This is a genomic window from Streptomyces albireticuli, from assembly GCF_021228125.1.
GTDB lineage: Bacteria > Actinomycetota > Actinomycetes > Streptomycetales > Streptomycetaceae > Streptomyces > Streptomyces albireticuli.
Window position 1 is genome coordinate 13,239 of record NZ_JAJQQS010000013.1, and the last position, 18,733, is coordinate 31,971.

Annotated in this window: 15 protein-coding genes; 6 read left to right on the plus strand and 9 right to left on the minus strand. The window is 72.5% G+C overall.

Going from position 1 to position 18,733, the window contains the following annotated elements:
* Together LUZ64_RS22790 and LUZ64_RS22795 are read right to left on the minus strand one after the other, a co-directional pair.
* The gene (locus LUZ64_RS22790) at positions 1–2,277 is read right to left on the minus strand and encodes a hypothetical protein (RefSeq protein WP_232390327.1); all 2,277 of its coding nucleotides are present in this window, start codon (positions 2,275–2,277) and stop codon (positions 1–3) included.
* Positions 2,278–2,824: 547 nt separating this feature from the next.
* A complete protein-coding gene (locus tag LUZ64_RS22795; RefSeq protein ID WP_211305071.1) occupies positions 2,825–4,072 on the minus strand; it encodes an MFS transporter in 1,248 nt (415 codons plus the stop codon).
* Positions 4,073–4,176: 104 nt separating this feature from the next.
* Between LUZ64_RS22795 and LUZ64_RS22800 the strand changes: the two genes are divergently transcribed.
* Together LUZ64_RS22800 and pip are read left to right on the plus strand one after the other, a co-directional pair.
* Entirely contained in the window at positions 4,177–4,629 is a 453-nt protein-coding gene (locus LUZ64_RS22800; protein WP_095582389.1) for a winged helix-turn-helix transcriptional regulator, read from the plus strand.
* A 271-nt stretch (positions 4,630–4,900) separates the two neighbouring features.
* On the plus strand, positions 4,901–5,860 hold the full coding sequence (gene pip, locus LUZ64_RS22805) for a prolyl aminopeptidase (RefSeq protein ID WP_095582388.1): 960 nt from the start codon (positions 4,901–4,903) through the stop codon (positions 5,858–5,860).
* A 208-nt stretch (positions 5,861–6,068) separates the two neighbouring features.
* On the opposite strand, the gene LUZ64_RS22810 is transcribed toward pip, so the two are convergent.
* From LUZ64_RS22810 to LUZ64_RS22825, 4 genes are read right to left on the minus strand one after another with little or no spacing between them, the layout of a single operon-like run.
* Positions 6,069–7,073 carry an ABC transporter substrate-binding protein gene (locus LUZ64_RS22810; protein WP_095582387.1) on the minus strand — a complete coding sequence of 335 codons (1,005 nt, stop codon included), beginning with the start codon at positions 7,071–7,073 and terminating at the stop codon, positions 6,069–6,071.
* 40 nt (positions 7,074–7,113) lie between these two features.
* Positions 7,114–7,941 carry an ABC transporter ATP-binding protein gene (locus LUZ64_RS22815; protein WP_095582386.1) on the minus strand — a complete coding sequence of 276 codons (828 nt, stop codon included), beginning with the start codon at positions 7,939–7,941 and terminating at the stop codon, positions 7,114–7,116.
* On the minus strand, positions 7,938–8,996 hold the full coding sequence (locus LUZ64_RS22820; protein WP_095582385.1) for a FecCD family ABC transporter permease: 1,059 nt from the start codon (positions 8,994–8,996) through the stop codon (positions 7,938–7,940). Before LUZ64_RS22820 ends, LUZ64_RS22815 begins: the two co-directional genes overlap by 4 nt.
* Positions 8,993–10,033: a FecCD family ABC transporter permease gene (locus LUZ64_RS22825; RefSeq protein WP_372472024.1), complete on the minus strand. Its 1,041-nt coding sequence runs from the start codon at positions 10,031–10,033 to the stop codon at positions 8,993–8,995. The genes LUZ64_RS22820 and LUZ64_RS22825 overlap by 4 nt, the downstream gene beginning before the upstream one ends.
* Before the next feature lie 438 nt (positions 10,034–10,471).
* Between LUZ64_RS22825 and LUZ64_RS22830 the strand changes: the two genes are divergently transcribed.
* A complete protein-coding gene (locus LUZ64_RS22830; RefSeq protein ID WP_095582384.1) occupies positions 10,472–11,023 on the plus strand; it encodes a hypothetical protein in 552 nt (183 codons plus the stop codon).
* Positions 11,024–11,108: 85 nt separating this feature from the next.
* Here LUZ64_RS22830 and LUZ64_RS22835 read toward each other — a convergent pair whose 3' ends face one another.
* Positions 11,109–11,495, minus strand: a complete 387-nt coding sequence (locus LUZ64_RS22835; protein ID WP_095582383.1) for a VOC family protein — start codon at positions 11,493–11,495, stop codon at positions 11,109–11,111.
* 395 nt (positions 11,496–11,890) lie between these two features.
* Entirely contained in the window at positions 11,891–12,832 is a 942-nt protein-coding gene (locus LUZ64_RS22845) for a helix-turn-helix domain-containing protein (RefSeq protein WP_232390328.1), read from the minus strand.
* 1,435 nt (positions 12,833–14,267) lie between these two features.
* Here LUZ64_RS22845 and LUZ64_RS22850 point away from each other — a divergent pair.
* Positions 14,268–15,668: an MFS transporter gene (locus LUZ64_RS22850; protein WP_170116877.1), complete on the plus strand. Its 1,401-nt coding sequence runs from the start codon at positions 14,268–14,270 to the stop codon at positions 15,666–15,668.
* 229 nt (positions 15,669–15,897) lie between these two features.
* Here LUZ64_RS22850 and LUZ64_RS22855 read toward each other — a convergent pair whose 3' ends face one another.
* A complete protein-coding gene (locus LUZ64_RS22855; RefSeq protein ID WP_095583526.1) occupies positions 15,898–17,109 on the minus strand; it encodes a cytochrome P450 in 1,212 nt (403 codons plus the stop codon).
* A 222-nt stretch (positions 17,110–17,331) separates the two neighbouring features.
* Here LUZ64_RS22855 and LUZ64_RS22860 point away from each other — a divergent pair, with 222 nt between their 5' ends.
* Complete coding sequence (locus tag LUZ64_RS22860; protein ID WP_095583527.1) at positions 17,332–18,345, plus strand: beta-ketoacyl-ACP synthase 3; 1,014 nt, start codon at positions 17,332–17,334, stop codon at positions 18,343–18,345.
* 22 nt (positions 18,346–18,367) lie between these two features.
* On the plus strand, positions 18,368–18,661 hold the full coding sequence (locus tag LUZ64_RS22865) for an acyl carrier protein (protein ID WP_095583528.1): 294 nt from the start codon (positions 18,368–18,370) through the stop codon (positions 18,659–18,661).
* Positions 18,662–18,733: the final 72 nt, after the last annotated feature.

The following is an 18,733-nucleotide window of genomic DNA, read 5'->3' on the forward strand; positions in this document are numbered from 1 at the left end:
TCACAACAGGCTCCTGGTACTCGGGGCGGGCCCGGATCCGGCAGGCGGACGGCGAACGGACGACAGGCCGGGGGCGGGGCCGGGGTGCGGGTGGGGAGAGTGCGGGTCGGGAGAGTGCGGGTGGGGGGTGGGTGGGGGCGTACCGGTCGCGGGCGCCGAGGATATCTGGGGCGTCCCGCCGGATGTGCGGGCCGCGAGGGACTTCCGGGACACCGCGGATGTACGGGACACCGGGGGCGTACGGGACGCCGCGGGTGCGCGAGCCGCCATCCGCGCGGGAGGCGCGGGGAGCTCCGCGGGCCCTCCGGGCACGGCCGTCCCGGCGGGCGCGGGGGCCGCGTGGGAAGCGGACGGCTCGGGAGGCTCGGGGAGTGTCGGGGGTAAGGGGGGTGGCGGGGGGAGGAAGATCTCCACACTGTCGGGGTTGAGGCGGTAGCCGGGGCGGCCCTGGATGACGGTCTCGGGGCCGATCGGGAAGGCGGTGGCCTCGGCGAACCGCTCCTGGCACACGGCACGGAAGCGACGTACGGTCTGCGCCAGCGCCGCGGGCGTACGTCCGGTACGCTCCGCGAGCTCGGCGGCCGACAGGAACGGCACTTCCTCCCCCCGCTCCCCCGCCCGCGCGAACTCCTCGCCCAGCACCCGCAGCAACTGCGCCAGCGGCGCCGGGGTGACACGGTGAACGGTGATCCCCTCCACCGACAGCAGACTTCCGTAGAAGGCGACTTCCAGCCGCGGCGACCGCCCACCCCTCGCCACCGCGCCACCCGGCCCGGCGGGGTGCGGGGGGTCGGCGGGGTGGAGGGGGCCGGCGGGATGAAGAGGACCGGCGGGGTGAAGACCAGCGGCACAGAGCAGGTCAGGGGCGGCGCAGGCCGCGCGCAAGGCGGTGTACGAGGCCAGGAGGCGGGCGGCCTCCTGGGCGGTGGGCGCCTGGAGGTAGGTGACCGCGGCACGCAGCAGATCAGGGATCCGCGGGCGCAGCTCGCCTACGTACCGGGTGACCCACTCCACCGTCGCCGCGGCCCCGTACAGACGGGCGTGCACCACCGCCGCGTCCAGCAGCGCCACGTCTCCCTGAACGAGCAGACCCGCGTGCGCGAGCCGGGCGCGCAGGGCGGTGGCGGTGGCGACCAGATGGGCTGAGGTGACGCGGGCCCGGCTGCTGCGCAGCATCCGGTGCCACCACCCCTCGGCGCCCAGACACACCTCCCACGGGGCACCGGGGGCGGCGTAACGGCCGGCCAGGTGCCGCAGGATGCGGGGGTACGGGGAGTCGGCGAAGTGGGCCCATCCGAAGGAGAGCAGGTCCACGGCGGCGGCGAAATCCTCGGCGGACCGGTGCCGGCAGGCCTCGACGAGGAACTGGCCGGTACGCACGTGGCGAAGCAGCAGTTCGTGGTCCTCGGGCGCCAGCGCCCGAGGACGTAGGCCCGCGGGCCGGGTGAAGGCCACGCCCGCGCCGGCGGGGCCGGTCACCGGAGGCAGCGTGGTGAACACCTCCTCCACGAAACGGTGCTGTTCCTCGCCTACCCCCGCGGCCTCGCGCACCCGCCCGGCCATCAGCTCCGCGAGAATCAGGTCCGTGAACACCCAGACGGCGTCCGCGCGGTAGGGAGAGGCCCGGTAGCGCCCCAGCGACTCCCGCAGCAGGTCGGCGGCCTGGACCGCGCGGCCCGCGGCAGCGTGTCCCAGCCCGGCTTCCCGGCGCGTGAAGGAGGTGACGGCGAAACCGCCGTCACCGGACGCGGCCTCGGAGGCGGCTCCCGGGGCGGAAGCCGTAGCGAAGGCCGCGGCGGGACGGAAGGCGGTCCCGTTGAAGGTGCCGGCGCCGAGGCCCGCGCCTCCGGCGTCGGTGCTCATGGGATCCAGACGGGCGGCCAGGGCTGTGAAGGCGGCGGGGAAGACGGAATCGGAGTAGCCCGGCCAGCCCTGGCTCACATGGTCGGCCACTTCTCCCAGCTGGCGAAGGGAACGGGCGGCGACCGCGGCGTCCAGGAGACCGATCAGCTCAACGGCGCGCGGCAGGCTGCGCCCGGTGCACAGAAAGGACCGCTCTTGATAACGACGGGACACCACCGAGAGGACGTCGGTGGCCGGCGGTCCGCCCGCGGCGTACGAGCCCACGGCGGCCAGGATCAACAACCTGGCCACTTCCCCCTCGTCCGCCTCCAGCAGCTCAGGTCCGGACAGCCCGCGCACCGGTCCCAGATCCGGCAACGCTTGCCGCATGACCTGTTCCTCGAGCGCCCGGTAGACGCCATACAGATCTTGCATCTGTCGTCCTTCACCTGTCGGCCTCACGGCACAAGGGGCAACGGGGCCCGTCCCCGCCGAGGGGAAGGGGCGCGCCCATGGGGGCTTACCTGACACGAGTCGTACGAGAGGGTGCGATACGGGGGACGCATGGGGGGGAAGTGGGGGGTGGGGGGGTGGGCTGTGGGAGGTGCGGCAGCTGAACTGTCGGGATGCGGTGGGTGCGTGCTGTACGAGGTGGGTGGCCGGGGAATACCCGCGGTGGGGCGTGACGGATTCCCGGGCGGCGACCCTGGGCCCGGGTGTCATCTGGGCCCCCTGAGTTGCCTGCCAACCGGCAGTCTAGGGCGCCCAGTTGACACGTAAAGAGGATCTTGGCGATCTGACCGATTCCCCTCCCCCGTACAGGAAGCGCCGCTTCCACCCCGCGAGGCGGCAACGGCGGTTGAAGGGCGATTCGTTACGACCCGTTCCCTTACGGGCACCGGCACTGACCCAGACGCCTCCGCCCCGGCCAGGGTTGCCACCCCCGCTGGACGGACCCCAAACCCCGCGCAGCCGACAATTTTCAGACAACTGTTCCCTGGTCGGGAGTGCTGTCTCGTGTAAACGCCCACAGCGCGAGCCCGAGGCAGCTGAAAGTGGCCCCCAGTGCGCATACGGCGCCCCAGCCGGCCGCCGCGTAGAGGGAGGTCGCGGCGACGGCGCCGGTGGCGCTGCCGATCGAGTAGAAGACCATGTATCCGCCGATCAGCCGGCTGCCCGCGTCCGGGTGCAGCGCGTAGATCAGGGTCTGATTGGTGACGTGGACCGCCTGCACGGCGAGGTCGAGAAGGATCACTCCGACGACCAGCGCCCAGAGCGAACCGCGGGTGAGGGCCAAGGGCAGCCACGAGGCGGCGAGCAGCGCGAAGGCGATGCCGGTGGTCCGCCGGGAGAGCCCGCGGTCGTTCAGACGGCCCGCCGCGTTCGCGGCGAGGGCTCCGGCGACACCGATCAGCCCCAGCGCGCCGATCGCGCTGTGGGACCAGGAGTACGGGGCCTCGCTGAGCGGCAGCGCGACGCTGCTCCACAGAGTGCTGAAGGCGGCGAAGACCAGCAGGCCGAACAGGGCCCGGAGCCGCAGCAGTCGCTCCCGTGCGAAGAGGGTGACTGTTGAGCGCAGGAGCTGTCCGTAGCGCAGGGGTGTCCGCGGAGCGCCGCCGTGGCGCGGCAGCACCCGGTACAGGACCAGGGCGAGCAGAGCGGTGAGGGACGCGGAGGCTAGGTAGACGGAGCGCCAGCCCGCGAGGTCGGCGATGAGGCCGGAGGCGGTGCGGGCGAGCAGGATTCCGGTGACCACGCCGCTGGTGACCAGGCCGACGACCCGTCCGCGCCCCGCGGGAGGGGCCAGTGACGCCGCGAAGGCCACCAGCGTCTGCGTGACGACCGCGAGCAGCCCCGTCGCGGCCACGCCCGCGAGCAGGATCGCCGCCGTGCGGGCGGCGGCCACCACGGCCAGCGCCACCACCAGGAGCAGCAACTGTGCCACGACAAGCCGCCTGCGGTCGGCCACGTCGCCCAGCGGCACGAGGAAGAACAGTCCCAGGCCGTATCCGACATGCGTGAGGGTGACCACGCCGCCGACGAGCGCCGGGCTCATGGCGAGGTCGCGGCCCATGGTCACCAGGAGCGGCTGGGAGAAGTAGACGTTGGCCACCGCGGCCCCGCAGGCGACGGCGAACAACAGGACGACCCCACGGGACAGGACGAACGTAGCCCCTCCCCCGCCGCGGACCTCGGTCCGTCGTGTCACAGTCTCGTCGTTGCCGGGCATCGGCACCCCTCCGCACATCTGGTTTCATCTTGCTACCAATAACGACGGGGCGACGGTAGCCTTCTTGGTAGCATGTTGCAACCGTTGTGAGAGTGAGGGACGCCATGGTGACCAGGACGCGCTTCGACGACAGCGAATGCCCCGTCGCCCGGTCGGTGGACGCGATCGGCGACTGGTGGTCCCTGCTGATCGTGCGGGACGCCTTCGACGGAAGCCGGCGCTTCGGAGAGTTCCAGCGCAGCCTCGGCGTGGCCAAGAACATCCTCACCGCGCGACTGCGCAGCCTGGTCGCCGGCGGCGTCCTCGCATCCGTCCCCGCCTCGGACGGCAGCGCCTACCGCGAGTACGTACTGACCCCGAAGGGCGAGGCGCTCTTCCCCGTCATCGTGGCCCTGCGGCAGTGGGGCGAGCAGAACTTCTTCGCCCCCGGGGAACCGCACTCGGAGTTGGTCGACCGCCGGCACGGGCATCGTCTGCGCACGCTGGAAGTGCTGTCCGCGGACGGGCGACGCCTGGACCCCGACGACACCACCGTCCACAAGGTCTCGGCTCAGTGACCCTGGCCGGGACGCTCAGCTCTTCTTCGTCACCGGACTGCCCGGGCCGCCACCCCGTGCCGGCCTGGGTGGAGGAACGCTTCGGCGGCTCGTAACCCCGCGCTGCCCGCCGAGCTCATGCACCGGCTGCTCGATGTCGCGGGCGCCGAGCGCTGAGAGCCCGAGCGCCGGGAGGGAGAATCGCCGGCAAGGCTGTCGGCGGGGACGGCGCCGTGGCTGCCGGTGTCCGGTCACGGGCCCGGTCGCGACCGCTCCCCTAAGATCGACGGTTATGGTGGATCTCTACCCTCCGACCAGTCCCTACGACAGTGGATTCCTCGACACCGGGGACGGCAACCGGATCTACTACGAACAGCTCGGCAACCCCGAAGGCAAACCCGCCCTGAACGTCCACGGCGGCCCGGGGTCGGGCGCGGCACGGCGGCCGACGAGGGCATGGGACCCCGAGCGCTACCGCGTCATCCGCTTCGACCAGCGCAACTGCGGTCGCAGCACCCCGCACGCCAGTGACCCGGCGGCGGACATGGCTCTGAACACCACGCACCATCTGATCGAGGACATGGAGCGGCTCCGCGAGCACCTCGGCATCGAGAGGTGGTTGCTGAACGGCGCCTCCTGGGGCTCGACGCTCGCCCTGGCCTATGCGCAACAACACCCCGAGCGGGTCACCGAGATGGTCGTGATGGCGGTGACGACGACCCGCCGCGCCGAGATCGACTGGCTCTACCGGGGCGCCGGAAGGTTCTATCCGGAGGCGTGGGACCGGTTCCGCGACGGCGTTCCCGAGAACGAGCGCGACGGCGACCTGCTGACGGCCTACGCGCGGCTGATGGAGAACCCCGACCGGGCGGTCCGCGAGAAGGCCGCCGCCGACTGGCTCGCCTGGGAGGACGCGGTCATCGCGGACGAACCCAACGGCGTACCCGGCATGTACGGCGACCGCGAGGCCGACGCGCGGATCGCGTTCGTACGCATCTGCGCCCACTACTTCAGCAACGGCGCGTGGCTGGAGGAGGACCAACTCCTGCGCGACGCCCATAAACTGGCGGGGATCCCGGCGGTTCTGCTCCACGGCCGGCACGACATGGGCGGCCCGGTACAGACGGCGTGGGAGCTGGCGAAGGTGTGGCCGGACGCACGGCTCCAGATCTTCGAGGACTCGGGGCACGCCGGGAGCGACGCGATGCAGCACGCGGCCCGGGCGGCGATCGAGGAGTTCAAGAACCGCTGATCCGGGGGGCGGGTGGAGAGCCTCGATGTGTCTCCCTCCAGCAGCTCGGTTCGAGCGATCGTTCAAGAGGTGACGCCCTCGGGCCCGGCGTGCGGATGTGCACGGCCGGGCCCGGGGGCCGGTCTCGGGCGAGGCTGTGGGAGGGAGTCTCGCGGCGAGGGTGGGATGCGGTAGCCGGGCCGGTGGGAGGACCGGCGGGCGCGGGTGGCTACTTGGGGGCTTCGACGCCGGCGGCCTTGGCGATGTCGTCGAGGACGTGGTTCGCGGCCTGGATGCCGATGCCGGACATCCACGTCTCGTCCGGCACCTGGAAGACCTTGTCGTTCTTGACGGCGCCGAGGCCCTTCCAGAGCGGGTTCTCCTGGACGGCTTCCTGCTGGGTCTTCTTCGGGTCGTCGGCGACGGTCACGAAGACCATGTCGGCGTCGGCCTTGTCGATCTGCTCCGGGGAGACCTCGAGCATGGGCTTGTCGACGTCCTGCGACTCGGGGCGGCGCAGGCCGGTGTCGGACAGGACGATGCCGCTGAAGGACTGCTTCTGGTAGAGGCGGGTGGGGCCGGCGACGAAGCGGACGACGGAGGCGGTGGGCGCCTTGCCGTCGTTCTTCTTCTTGATCTCCTCGCCGAGGGCCTTGGCGCGCTTCTCGTACGCCTCCATGGCCGAGGCGGCCTCCTTCTCCAGGCCCAGGGCCTGGGCGTGGACCTTCAGGTTCTCCTTCCAGGGGGCGCCGGTGGTCTCGGTGAAGACGGTGGGGGCGATGCCCTTGAGCTTGTCGTAGACCTTGGCGTGGCGGACCTTGGAGGACAGGATCAGGTCGGGCTTGAGCGACATGATGCGCTCGATGTCGGGCTCCGCCATGGGGCCCACGTCCTTGGTGTTCTTGACCTTGTCGGAGAGGTAGGAGGGGAAGCCGCCCTCTGTCTTCATGTGGGGGGAGACCGCGCCGACCGGTGTGATGCCGAGCATGGTCACGTCGTCCAGCTCGCCGGTGTCGAGGACGACGACGCGCTGGGGCTTCTTCTTGATCTCGGTCTTGCCCATGGCGTGGGTGATCGAGCGCGGGAAGCCGGTGTCGGAGGCGGCGGGCTTGGCCTCGTCCGACTTCTTCTCGTCGGCGCCGCACGCGGCGAGCGCGCCGGCGCCGATGATCACTGCGAGGGACGTCGCGAACACTCTGCGCATACGGGTGTGGGCCGGCCGGAGCACGGTCATGGTGGGGTTCCTTCTCGAGCGGTGGGTGGGGTGGGGGGCGTCAGGAGGCCGGTGATGCCGCGCGTTTGGCGGACCGGGCGCGGGGCACGACCAGGGGGGTGCCGGTCTCGGGATCGGGGACGACCCGGCACTCCACCCGGAAGACCTCCTCGACGAGTTCGGCGGTGAGGACGTCCGCCGGGGGCCCGGCCGCGGCCGGGCGGCCGTCGCACATCACGACCAGGTGGTCGGCGTAGCGGGCGGCCTGGCCGAGGTCGTGCAGGACCATGACGACGGTCCGGGCGGCCTCGGCGTTGAGCTCCTCGACCAGGTCGAGCACGTCGAGCTGGTGGCGCAGGTCGAGGAAGGTGGTGGGCTCGTCCAGGAGCAGCAGCGAGGTGTCCTGGGCGAGGGCGAGGGCGATCCAGGCGCGCTGGCGCTGGCCGCCGGAGAGTTCGTCCACGGCGCGGTCGCGCAGCGCGTCGGTGCCGGTGCGGGCGAGCGCGTCCTCCACGGCGTTCTGGTCGGCCTTCGACCAGGGGGTGAGCATCCGCTGGTGGGGGTAGCGGCCCAGGCGGACGAGCGCTTCGACGGTGATGCCCTCGGGGGCGACGGCCTGCTGCGGCAGCAGGCCCATGCGGCGGGCCAGGGCGCGGGCGGGCATCCGGTGGATGTCGCTGCCGTCGAGGGTGACGGTGCCGGCGGCGGGGGCCAGCAGCCGGGCCATGCCGCGCAGCAGGGTGGACTTGCCGCAGGCGTTGGGGCCGACGACGGCGGTGACGGCGCCGCCGGGCAGCGTCAGGTCGACGCCGTCGACGATGACGGTGTTTCCGTAGCCGAGCCGCAGGCCGTGGGTCGCCAGCTCGTTGGCGTTCGTCGTGGCGCTCATCGGGTGGCACTCCCAGCGTTGGGCTTCATTTGACGCAGCATCAGTACGAGCAGCCAGGGCGCCCCGAGGGTGGCGGTGACGACGCCGACGGGCAGCCCGTGCACGGGCAGGACGTGCAGGACGACGAGGTCGGCGCCCAGCAGCAGGACGGCTCCGGTGAGCGCGGTCAGCGCGAGCGTGCCGGTGGTGGGCGGTCCGGCCAGGAACCGCACGATGTGCGGTACGGCCAGGGCCACGAAGCCGACGGGTCCGGTGAGGGCGGCGGCGACGGAGGCCAGCACGACGGCGAGGAGCAGCAGTTGCGGCCGGGCGGTGCCCGGGGGCAGGCCGAGGGCGCCCGCGCTGTCGTCGCCCAGGTCGAGGACCGCGATCCTGCGGTGGCAGATCAGGGCCAGGACCAGCCCCGTGAGGATGATGCCTCCTCCGGCCTGGACCTCGGTCCAGGTCCGTCCGTACACCGAGCCGGTGGTCCACTGCAGGGCGGAGGAGGCGAGTTCGGCGGGGAAGCGGACGATGAGGAGGTTCACCGCGGCGGCGAGGCCGGACTGCACGGCGAGGCCGACGAGGACGAGCCGGGAGACGGTGAACCCGCCCCGCCAGGCCAGCAGCCCGAGCAGGCCGGCGGCGAGCAGGCCGCCGCCGAGCGCGGCGGGCGAGATCAGCGAGGCCGAGGCGCCCGAGGCGATGACGGCCGTCGCGCCCAGCGAGGCGCCGCCGGTCACCCCGACCACGTCGGGCGAGGCGAGCGGGTTGCGGGCGACGCGCTGCAGGATCGCACCGGCGACGCCCAGCCCCGCCCCGGCGACGACGGCCGACAGCACGCGCGGGGCGCGCAGTTCCTGGACGAGCATCACGTTGCCCGGATCGCCGAGGCCCAGCAGGCCGCGCAGGGCGTCCACCGGTGGGATCGAGACCTCACCGGTGCCGAGCCCGATCGCCGTGAGCACCACGAGCAGGGCCGTGGCGGCCGCGCTCAGCAGGGCGGTCCGTCGGCGCTGCCGGGCGATCGCGCCGCCTGCCGTACGGGGCACGGCATCGGTCGTGACGGGGGTCATCGCGCCACCTTCCGGGCGAGGAGGGCCAGCAGGGGCGCGCCGAGCAGGGCGGTGACGATGCCGACTTCCAGTTCGACGGGGCGCAGCACGAGGCGGCCGAGGACGTCCGCGGTGAGCAGCAGCAGCGGGCCCGCGATCAGGCAGCCGGGGATGAGTCGGCGGTGGTCGGCGCCGACGAGCTTGCGTACGAGGTGGGGGGCGGCGAGGCCGACGAAGGAGAGGGGGCCCGCGACGGCCACGGAGGAGGCGGCGAGCAGGATCACGGCGATGCCGCCGGCGGCGCGGACCTTGGCGACCGGGACGCCGAGGGCCTGGGCGGTCTCGTCGCCGAGGGCGAGGGCGTTGAGCGCGGGGGTGACGGCCAGGGCCAGGACGAAGCCGATGACGAGCGGGGCGAGGACGGGCAGCAGGATGTCGGTCTGCCGCCCGGCGAGCGAGCCGGCGAGCCAGAAGCGGGCCTCGTCCAGGGTGCGGTGGCTGGTGAGCATCACCGCGGAGGTCCAGGAGATGAGCACGGCGTCCAGCACGGTGCCGCCGAGGGCGAGCCGTACGGGGTCCAGGTCGCCGGCGCGGCGGGCGAGCGCGAGGACGGCGAGGGTGGCGAGCGCCGCGCCGGCGAAGGCGAAGGGCAGGTACTGGGCCGGGTGCGTCAGGTGCAGCGCGTAGCTGGCGACGACCACGGCGAAGCCGGCTCCGTGGTTGATGCCGAGCGTGGCGGGCGAGGCCAGGGGGTTGCGGGTGATGCCCTGGGCGAGGGCGCCCGCGACGCCGAGGGCCGCGCCGACCACCAGGCCGATGACCGTACGCGGCACGCGCAGCCCGGTGACGACCAGGCCGTCGCTGCTGCGGTCCCCGTCGGCGAGGGCGTGCCACACGGTGCTCAGCGGCACGGCGCGGGAGCCCAGGGCGAGGCTCAGCACCACGCACAGCACGAGGAGCGCCAGGCCGCCGGTCAGCAGCAGGGCCCCGCGGAGTGCCGCCGGGCGCCCGGCGACGGGCCTGGGTGGCCGGTCTGGCCGGACATCGGTCGCGTTCACGGGGAGACCATAGGTTAGGCAAGGCTAAGCATGTCAATTCCCGTTGAACGCTTGCCCGCAATGCCCGTATTTCGTTATGCCGGACTTCCGCCCGCACCCCCGAGGCGCCGGTGGCGCATGGCTTCCCGAGCTCCGTTCGTGCTGGTCCCACACACCGCGAGCAGCCATTTCCGCTCCGATCGCACAGCCGCCGGGATCGAGGAGGAAGTCCTCTTTCCGCCCTCCTCGTATTTCTCTCTACGATGCGGTCCACGATTTCGTTCGCCAAGAGGCCGGCGGAACCCGCTCCGGTCCTCCAGTGCCGCCCGGGTGGCGGCGTGCCCGCGGCCTCCGGCCGCCCCCCGTCCGCAGCGGGGCGCACCGTTCGCGACAATAACCATGATCATTTGAGAGCGCCTGACCAGCCCCGGCAGCCGCATCGCACGCGAAGGAGCACCCATGGGCCGGACCACCGTTGTCGTCGAGGACCTCGTCTTCGGGGACATCACCATCACCCTGGACACCGGCGGGGGCTCCGTCGAGGTCAGTGGTGGCTGGCTGCCCCGGACCACGCTGAGCCGCGATCCCGGCGCGACACCCACGTCATGGCCGCCCATCGGCACCAGCGACCCCGACCTCCTCAGCCTCACCCTCGGCAGTGAGGCCGAGGCCGAACCGCCGGCCCTGAGCAGGGGGTACGTGAACCGCCGCGCGTACACGGTCCGCTTCCCCGACGGCGGCGGCCGTACGTACCGTCTCGTCCCCTACAGCGAGACGCGGAGTCGCCTCATGCGGGACAAGGTCGTCCTCGGCGAACTCCGCGTCTCCCCCGGAGGCGGGCACGTCACCCCGGCCGGGTGGCGCACCGACTCCAAGGTCCTCCCCGCCGAGGCGGCTCTCGGCTACGCCCTGGCGGTGGGCCTCGGCACGGGTGGCAAGGATTCGGAAGGCGCCCCCAGCGGCGGGTCGGTGGCGGACGCGGTGCTCGACATCCTCGCGGCCTGGCCGTAGGAGCCCGGCGGCGGGATCCCGGGCGACCGCCGGAACGCGGCCGTCGACGCGACGAGCGCCCGTGGCCGGCGCCCCTGCCGGGCCCTTACTCGCTGTGGAGGATCTGGATGAGGTTGCCGCAGGTGTCGTCCAGAACCGCGGTGGTGACGGGTCCCGACTCCACCGGTTCCTGGGTGAACCGCACCCCGAGCCCGCGCAGCCGGTCGAACTCCGCGCGCACGTCGTCCACGGCGAAGGAGGCCGCCGGAATGCCGTCCTTGACCAGCGCCGTCTTGTACGGCTTCACCGCGGGATGGCCGTCCGGCTCCAGGAGCAGTTCGGTTCCGTCCGGGTCCTCCGGCGAGACGACGGTCAGCCACCGGTCCGCGCCCAACGGGACCTCGGTCTTCTTCATGAAGCCCAGCACGTCCGTGTAGAAGCGCAGGGCCTTGTCCTGGTCGTCGACGAAGACGCTGGTCAGATGGATCCTCATGGGACGCTCTCCGGGGCGGCGGGCCTGAGCCATCGGGTCGTGATGCGCTCAAGGGGTTCGGTGTTCGGATCGTGGGACTCGTGGCGGCCGCCCGCCCCGGCGCCGGGACAGGGCCGGGGACCTGCGGATCCCATGCCGGCCGGGTTCCCGACCGTCGCGTGGTGGGACAGCCCCGGACCGTGCGGGGCCACCAGCCGTGCGGGTCCCGAGGAGACCGTAGCGGCTCGGTGCCTTCGGATCGTGGATGCCGGCCGGAGCGGCCGTGGTTCCCGCCGTGGGGTTCCCGGCCGGGGTCCGGCCCGGTGGTGGGACCGGGCCGGACCCCGGACCAGGGTGGGGGGTGGGAATGGAGGACGAGGACCACGCACACGGAGGATCACTTATATGAGGGGCTGTCAGCCCACCAGGCCGAGGTGGGCGGCTCGTACGCCCGCCTGGAAGCGGCTGCCCGCGCCCAGTTCGTGCATCAGCGCGGCCAGATGACGACGGAACGTCCGCGAGGACATCCCCACCCGCCGAGCGATCACCTCGTCCTTCAGCCCCGACGCCAGCAACTGCAAAATCGTCGACTTCAGATCACCCAGCGCGTCACCGCCGTACCCCGGCGCCGCACCCTCGACCGGACTCCCCGACCCCCACAAACGCTCGAACATCCGGCCGAGAAAACCCACCAAATGCCGCTCATACGCCAGCGAACCCCCCTCCTCCCCCGCCTCGTCCCCCTCCTGAGCCGGAAGGAACGCCGCCTGCCCGTCGAAGACCACCACCGGATCGAACGCCTCCGTACACGTCCGCACCTCAGCACCCCCGGCCACAAGACGAGACAGCACCGAACGCGCCACCGCGTCCCCACGCAACGTATGCGGGCACAACACCCGCACCCCCACCCCGTTCCGCAACGGCTCCCCGAGCAACTCCACAACCAACGGACGGGACCCGGACACCTCCCGCGCCGACAGCATCACCACCACCTCGAACCGGCAACCCCCCGCCAGATTCACCAACCGCGCACGAGCCTGACGCGCACCCCCCGCCGAATCGTCCGAGGGAGAGGCGGCGGGAGGCGGGGCGGCCCAGAGGGGGGAGACGCTCACGGGCGCGAGCGGGGGGCCCGCGGGGCCGGGTGACGACGGAGCATGACGCGAGGAGGTGCGGAGGGCGGCAGTGAAGGACGCCAGGCGCTCGTGGACACCGTCCAGTTCCCGGTGCGCGTCCTCGATCACCCGATTCAGCGGGACCGCGAGCTCACGACGTGCCACCTCCGCGCCCACCGCCGCGAACCCGCCTCCGGAACCCGCCGCGCCCACCAGCAACCGCAGCTCTCGCAGCTCCGCCACGGCCCGCTCCACCCGGTCCGCCGGCACACTCAGCACAGCGGCGGCCTCCCCGACCGTCACCGACGACCGTCCCGACGCGTAGGCGTACAGGCGTAGCGCGCACTCCCCCACCCCCGCCACGGGCGTCCCGTCGACGTCCGCCCACGCGGATACTCGCGGGGAAGCGGCGGTGGGGCCGGGCGCGGTCCTCGGTACGGGTGCCGGTGGAGCCGGGGCGCGGTGGCGGGCGTGCGTCACCGCCGCGGAATGCCTGGCGGTTACGGGAGTCGCGGGTGTCGCGAGTGCGGGTACGTGGACCGGTACGGCTTCCTTGAGCATCTTCACCCATCTCTGAGGTGCCGGCAGTGTTCCGGAGCGGGAGAACGCCCACACCGCCACCGGGTCGGGAACCGGCGGTCGCGCGGGCGGTGCGCAGGGTGGAGCGGTAGCCACGGGGGAAGAGCTGAGCGGACGACGGATATCGCTCCCGGCCGCAGGGCAGCACGCCAGGAGACGGGCACCCGCACCGCCGTGAGACCCCCGCACCGGCAGTGCGGGCGCCTCGCGGCATGTGCGCGTCCCCGGTACCACCACACTCACGCGGCTGCGCCCCCGTACCAGCCGCGTGAGTGTGTGCGCGGGCGGATGTTTCCGCCCGCACAGGCCAAGTGGCCGGAGTATCCGGAACGTTACTCAGCGGACCCGAACCCGTCAAGGCATCCGCTATAGCGGATGATGAGGGTGGTCGGCCGAACGCGGCACCATGAACAGCCACCCCGCAGGTCAAGGCGTTCGCCGCCGTCACGGTCCGGCCGAGGGGGCGGGAAAACGCCATGAAGGAGCGCTGGTGCACAGGCAGATGACGGGCCAGCATGCTCCACGCGACCCCCTGGGGCGGCCCGGGAGGAACGGCGCACGGGCACCCCGGCCCGGCCGCCGGCACGGGCGGCGGCGGGCTCGGCAGCGGGGCGACGAGCCGGCGGAGGCAGGGAGCGCGGCCGGTCAGGGGCCCGGTTCCGGCGGCAGGCGACGGCGCACGCGGTGGCGGTGCCGCGCTCGCCCATGGCAGGGCGCGCACCGGCGACGGGACGTACGACCCGGTCGGCTGACACGGCGTCACCGGCCCGTGGCGGAAGGACGGCACGCACGACGGGCACGGGCCGGCGCCCTAACGACCGGGACGGCCGTAACGACCGGGACGGCCGGGACGGCGGCGGGCGAGCCGGCCGTATACGGCGGCGTCACGCGCCGGCGCGGTCGCGTTCCGGACGGCGGCCGTACCACAGGAGCGGGAACGGCCGCCGGTCCGGGCGGCGGGACGGAGGCAGCGGAGCCGCCACCTCACCGGCGGCACGCGCCTGCGACCACTTTCCGTCCCCCGCGCCCCGCGCGCCGTTCCCGCGCCCCGCCCGGCCCCGTACGCATGTCCCCGCCCGATGATCCCTTCTGGAGAACCATGCCCGACACAACACCGCCCGACCCCGCCGCCGGCATCGGTCCCCGCGACCCCGCCCGCCTCACCCAGGCCCACCGCGCCGGGCTCTCCGGCATGCTCGGCACCACCGTCGAGTGGTACGACTTCTTCGTCTTCACCACCGCCTCCAGCCTGGTCTTCCCCCAGCTGTTCTTCCCCTCGACCACCCCCGGCGGGGGGATACTCGCCTCGTTCGCCACCTTCTGGGTCGGCTTCCTCGGCCGCCCCCTGGGCGCCGTCCTCTTCGGACACCTCGGCGACCGTCACGGCCGTAAACGCAGCCTCATCACCAGCCTGACCCTGATGGGCACCACCACCACCGCGATCGGCCTCCTGCCCACCTATCACACCGCGGGCCTCGCGGCCCCGGCCCTGCTGTGCGCGCTGCGCCTCCTCCAAGGCATCGCCGTCGGCGGGGAATGGGGCGGTGCCGTCCTCCTCGCGGGCGAACACGCCCCCCGCGGCCACCGGACCCTCTTCACCGCCTATATCCAGCAGGGCACCCCCGTCGCCTCCCTCCTTTCCACGGCGGTCTTCCTCCCCTTCTCCCGGCTGGCCGACGACCAGTTCCTCAGCTGGGGCTGGCGGGTCCCCTTCCTCCTGGCCGCCGCCTTCACCGCCACCGGACTCCTCATCCGCCTGCGCGTCGCCGAGTCCCCCCAGTACCGCCGGCTGACCGCCACCCCCCAGGGCACCGCCGGCGCTCCACTGGCCGAAGCCTGGCGTCACCATCGCCGCGCCCTCGCCCTGTGCGCCGGAGCCTGCGCCATCCCCATCGCCGGTACGTACCTCGCCGGCACCTTCGTCCTGTCCTGGGCCACCGTCCATCTCGGCTTCCCCCGGCACACCGTACTGACCGTCATCCTCTGCTCCGCGGCCGGCCGCTGCCTCCTCCAGCCCCTCACCGCCTTCGCCGCACACCGCTACGGCCCCGCGCGCGTCTGCGCCCTGGGCCTGGCCCTCTACCTCGTGGCGATCCCGTTCAACCTCTACTGCCTCCACACCGCGAGCATCTGGTGGATCACCGCCGGCATCGCCGCCCTCGAAGCCGCCAGCGCCATCACCTACACGGTCATCGCCGCCCTCCTCCACGACGCCTTCCCCACGCGTATCCGCTACACGGCCATCAGCCTCGCCCAGCAGCTCGCCAGTCTCGTCTTCGGCGGCACCGCCCCCGCCACCACACAGACCCTCACCACCCTCACCGACAACCGCCTCTGGCCCATCGCCCTCTACCAGACAGCCCTCACCCTCCTCTCGGCCGCCTCCCTCTACGCACTCACCCGGCACCGAGAACCCAGAGAAAGCGCGACCGCGTGCGGCGCCCCGGCGGTTCACCGCGCGGGAGGCACGACAAGCGCCACGGAGGCACCGACGACCTGAGCACCGGCCGGGCCCGCGGCCCGACCGGCCCCGAACGCGGCGGTCCCGCGCCCCCTCCGAACACTGGAGCAGTCCGGTCACCCGTATGCCGGATGCCGTCGTGCGGCAGCGGTCCGTACCAGCCTGCGCGGAATCGCCGCTTTCCCACTGGTTGATCAAGGCAAGCTTTCGACCGTCAACCCTAGGGAGACCACCAGGGGGCGTTCAGGGACACGCCCCGCGCAGGGGATCAGCACGCGACGAGCAGTTCCCGCAGCCCCCGGATGACAAAGCCCGGCTTCCACTCCGGCTCGGCCACGAGCCGGAGTCGGGGCGCCTGCCGCAGCAATTCACCGAAGGACGTGACGAGTTCCAGGCGGGCGAGCGGCGCGCCCAGGCAGTAGTGGATGCCCGCCCCCAGGCTGAGATGGGGGTTGTCGGCGCGAGTGATGTCCAGGCGGTCCGGGGCGGGGAAACGGGCGGGGTCGCGGTTGGCCGAGCCGAAGAGGAGGGCCACCTCACTGCCTCGCGGGACGACCGTGCCGGCGATCTCGATGTCGTCCAGCACCCAGCGTTCGAAGAGCTGCAACGGGGTGTCGTAGCGCATGAGTTCCTCGACCGCGCTCGGCAGGAGCCCGGGGTCCGCGCGCAGGGCGGCGAGCTGGTCCGGGTTGCGGAAGAGCGCCCACCAGCCGTTTCCGGTGGTGTTGACAGTGGCCTCGTGACCGGCGTTGAGCAACAGGACGCAGGTGGAGACCATTTCCTGCTCCGTGAGCCGGTCGCCTTGGTCGTGCGCGTGGACGAGCGCGGTGATCAGGTCGTCGCCGGGACGGGCGCGCCGGTCGGCGATCAGCTCCCGTAGGTAGGAGGAGAATTCGAGGGAGGCGCGGACGGCGTTCCGTGCCGTCTCCTCGTCCGGATTGAGCTCGTACATCCCGCAGATCGCCGCCGACCAGGGCCGTAGCAGCCTCCTGTCGGCCTCGGGGATGCCCAGCATCTCCGCGATGACGGCGACCGGGAGCGGCTCGGCGACCGCGCCGATGAGGTCCCCGCCGCCCTCCGCGAGCAGCTCGCCGACCAGCCCGGCCGCGAGCCGCGCCACGACCGGCGCCAGGTTCTCGACCGTGCGCGGGGTGAACGCCTTCGACACCAGGCGGCGGATGCGCGTGTGGTCGGGTGGTTCGAGGTCCAGCAGACCGTTGCCGTTGAGGACGTGGAACGGTTCGTGGGACGCCGGCGGAGCGGTGCGCCCGAACTCCTCGTGGGTGAACCGGTGGAGGTACGTACGACCCAGCCGCCGGTCGCGCAGCAGTGTCCGGACGTCCTCGTGGTGCGGCACCAGCCACTGACGGCTCGGCTCGAACCAGTGCACACGCCCGGAGGCCCGCAGCCGCTCGTACCCCGGATAGGGGTCGGCGACGAACCGGGGGGACCAGGGGTCGAATACGGTGTTCGCATCCATGTGCGGATGCTAGCGGCACACACAGATCCTGATAAACCGACAAGATACCTGTTTGATAAAGGCGCTGGGTTTCTCAGGAAAATTCTCTTCCTCTTCTGACGGGTATACGCAGGCATTAATATGGGGCAGCCCGGTGCGCGGAGCGACCCCTGGGGGCTGTGCGCGGAGCCGGGAAATGTCGAGTAATCAGGTACAGCCGCCGATCGATTACTGAGGATCTTGATGGCATCCTGCTTGGCTTCGGTTGTCGCCGGTGTCGGGTCCTTTCTGCCACCGCGCGTCGTCCGTAACGGCGATCCCCCGCTGTCGGGCCTGGACACCACCGAGGACTGGATCCGCACGCGGACCGGCATCGAGCGCAGACACTGGGTGGAGCCGGGCACCAGCACCGGCGACCTGGCGGTGGAGGCGGGCCGGGCCGCGCTGCGCAGCGCGGGCGACCCGGTGGTGGACCTCGTGGTGCTGGCCACCACGACTCCCGATCACCATTCGCCGGGCACGGCGCCATGGGTGGCCGCGCGGCTGGGGCTGGGCACGGTCCCGGCGTTCGACATCGCGGCGGCCTGCTCCGGCTTCACCTACGGCATGGCCGTGGGCGACGCCTGGATCAGATCGGGCTCCGCGGAATGCGTGCTCGTACTGGCGGCCGAGACGCTGTCGACGATCACCGACCCCACCGACCGGGGAACGGCCGTGGTCTTCGCCGACGGCGCCGGCGCGGCGGTCCTGCGCGGGGGTGACTCCGGCGAGCCCGGGGCCGTACAGGCCGTCCTTCTCGGCAGCGACGGCACGCGGAAGGACCTCGCGGTCGTGAACGCGGGCGGCTCGCGCCACCCCGATCCCGAGGGCGCCGCCGCCCTGGCCGACCGCTGCTTGCGGATGCGCGGCCCCGACATGTTCGCCCACGCGGTACGCCGGATGACCGAGGTGTCGCGGCTGCTGCTGGCGAGGCTGGAGTGGCCCGTCGACTCGGTCGGAGCGTTCATCGGCCACCAGGCCAACCAGCGCATCCTGGACAAGGTCGCCGACCTGGTGGGCGTGCCCGCCACGAGCCGCTTCGCCAACATCCGCGACGTCGGCAACACCTCTTCCGCGTCGATCCCCCTGGTCATGGACGACCTGGTCAAGACCGGCACCGTCCCCTGCGGGGCCAGGACGCTGCTGACCGCGTTCGGCGGCGGCGCCGTGTGGGGCGCGATCGGATTGACCTGGCCCGACCTCAAGCCCGCGGTCTGACCCCGAAGGAGACCCCACGTTCATGAGCGAGGCCGCCCAGCCCCCCTTCGCCTACATCCGCGACTACCTGGCCTCGGTGTTCGGCCTGAGCGCCGACGAGCTCACCGGCGACCGCACCTTCGGCAGCCTGGAGTTGGACTCCATCGCCCAGGTGGAGATGTTCGTGACGCTCTCCGACCACTACGGCGTCCAGCTGGACGATTCGCTGGCCTGCGAGGAGACGACCCTCCAGCAGACAGCCGATCTCGTCTCCGCGGCGCTGGAGGGCGGCGACCGGCCGGAGCCCCAGGACGCCGGAGCGGTCACGCCGAGCTGACGGCCGTACGGGCCGCACGCGGGCGCGCCACCGCCGGCGCACGCGTGTCTCCGCCTCGGCGCGCCCTCGGGC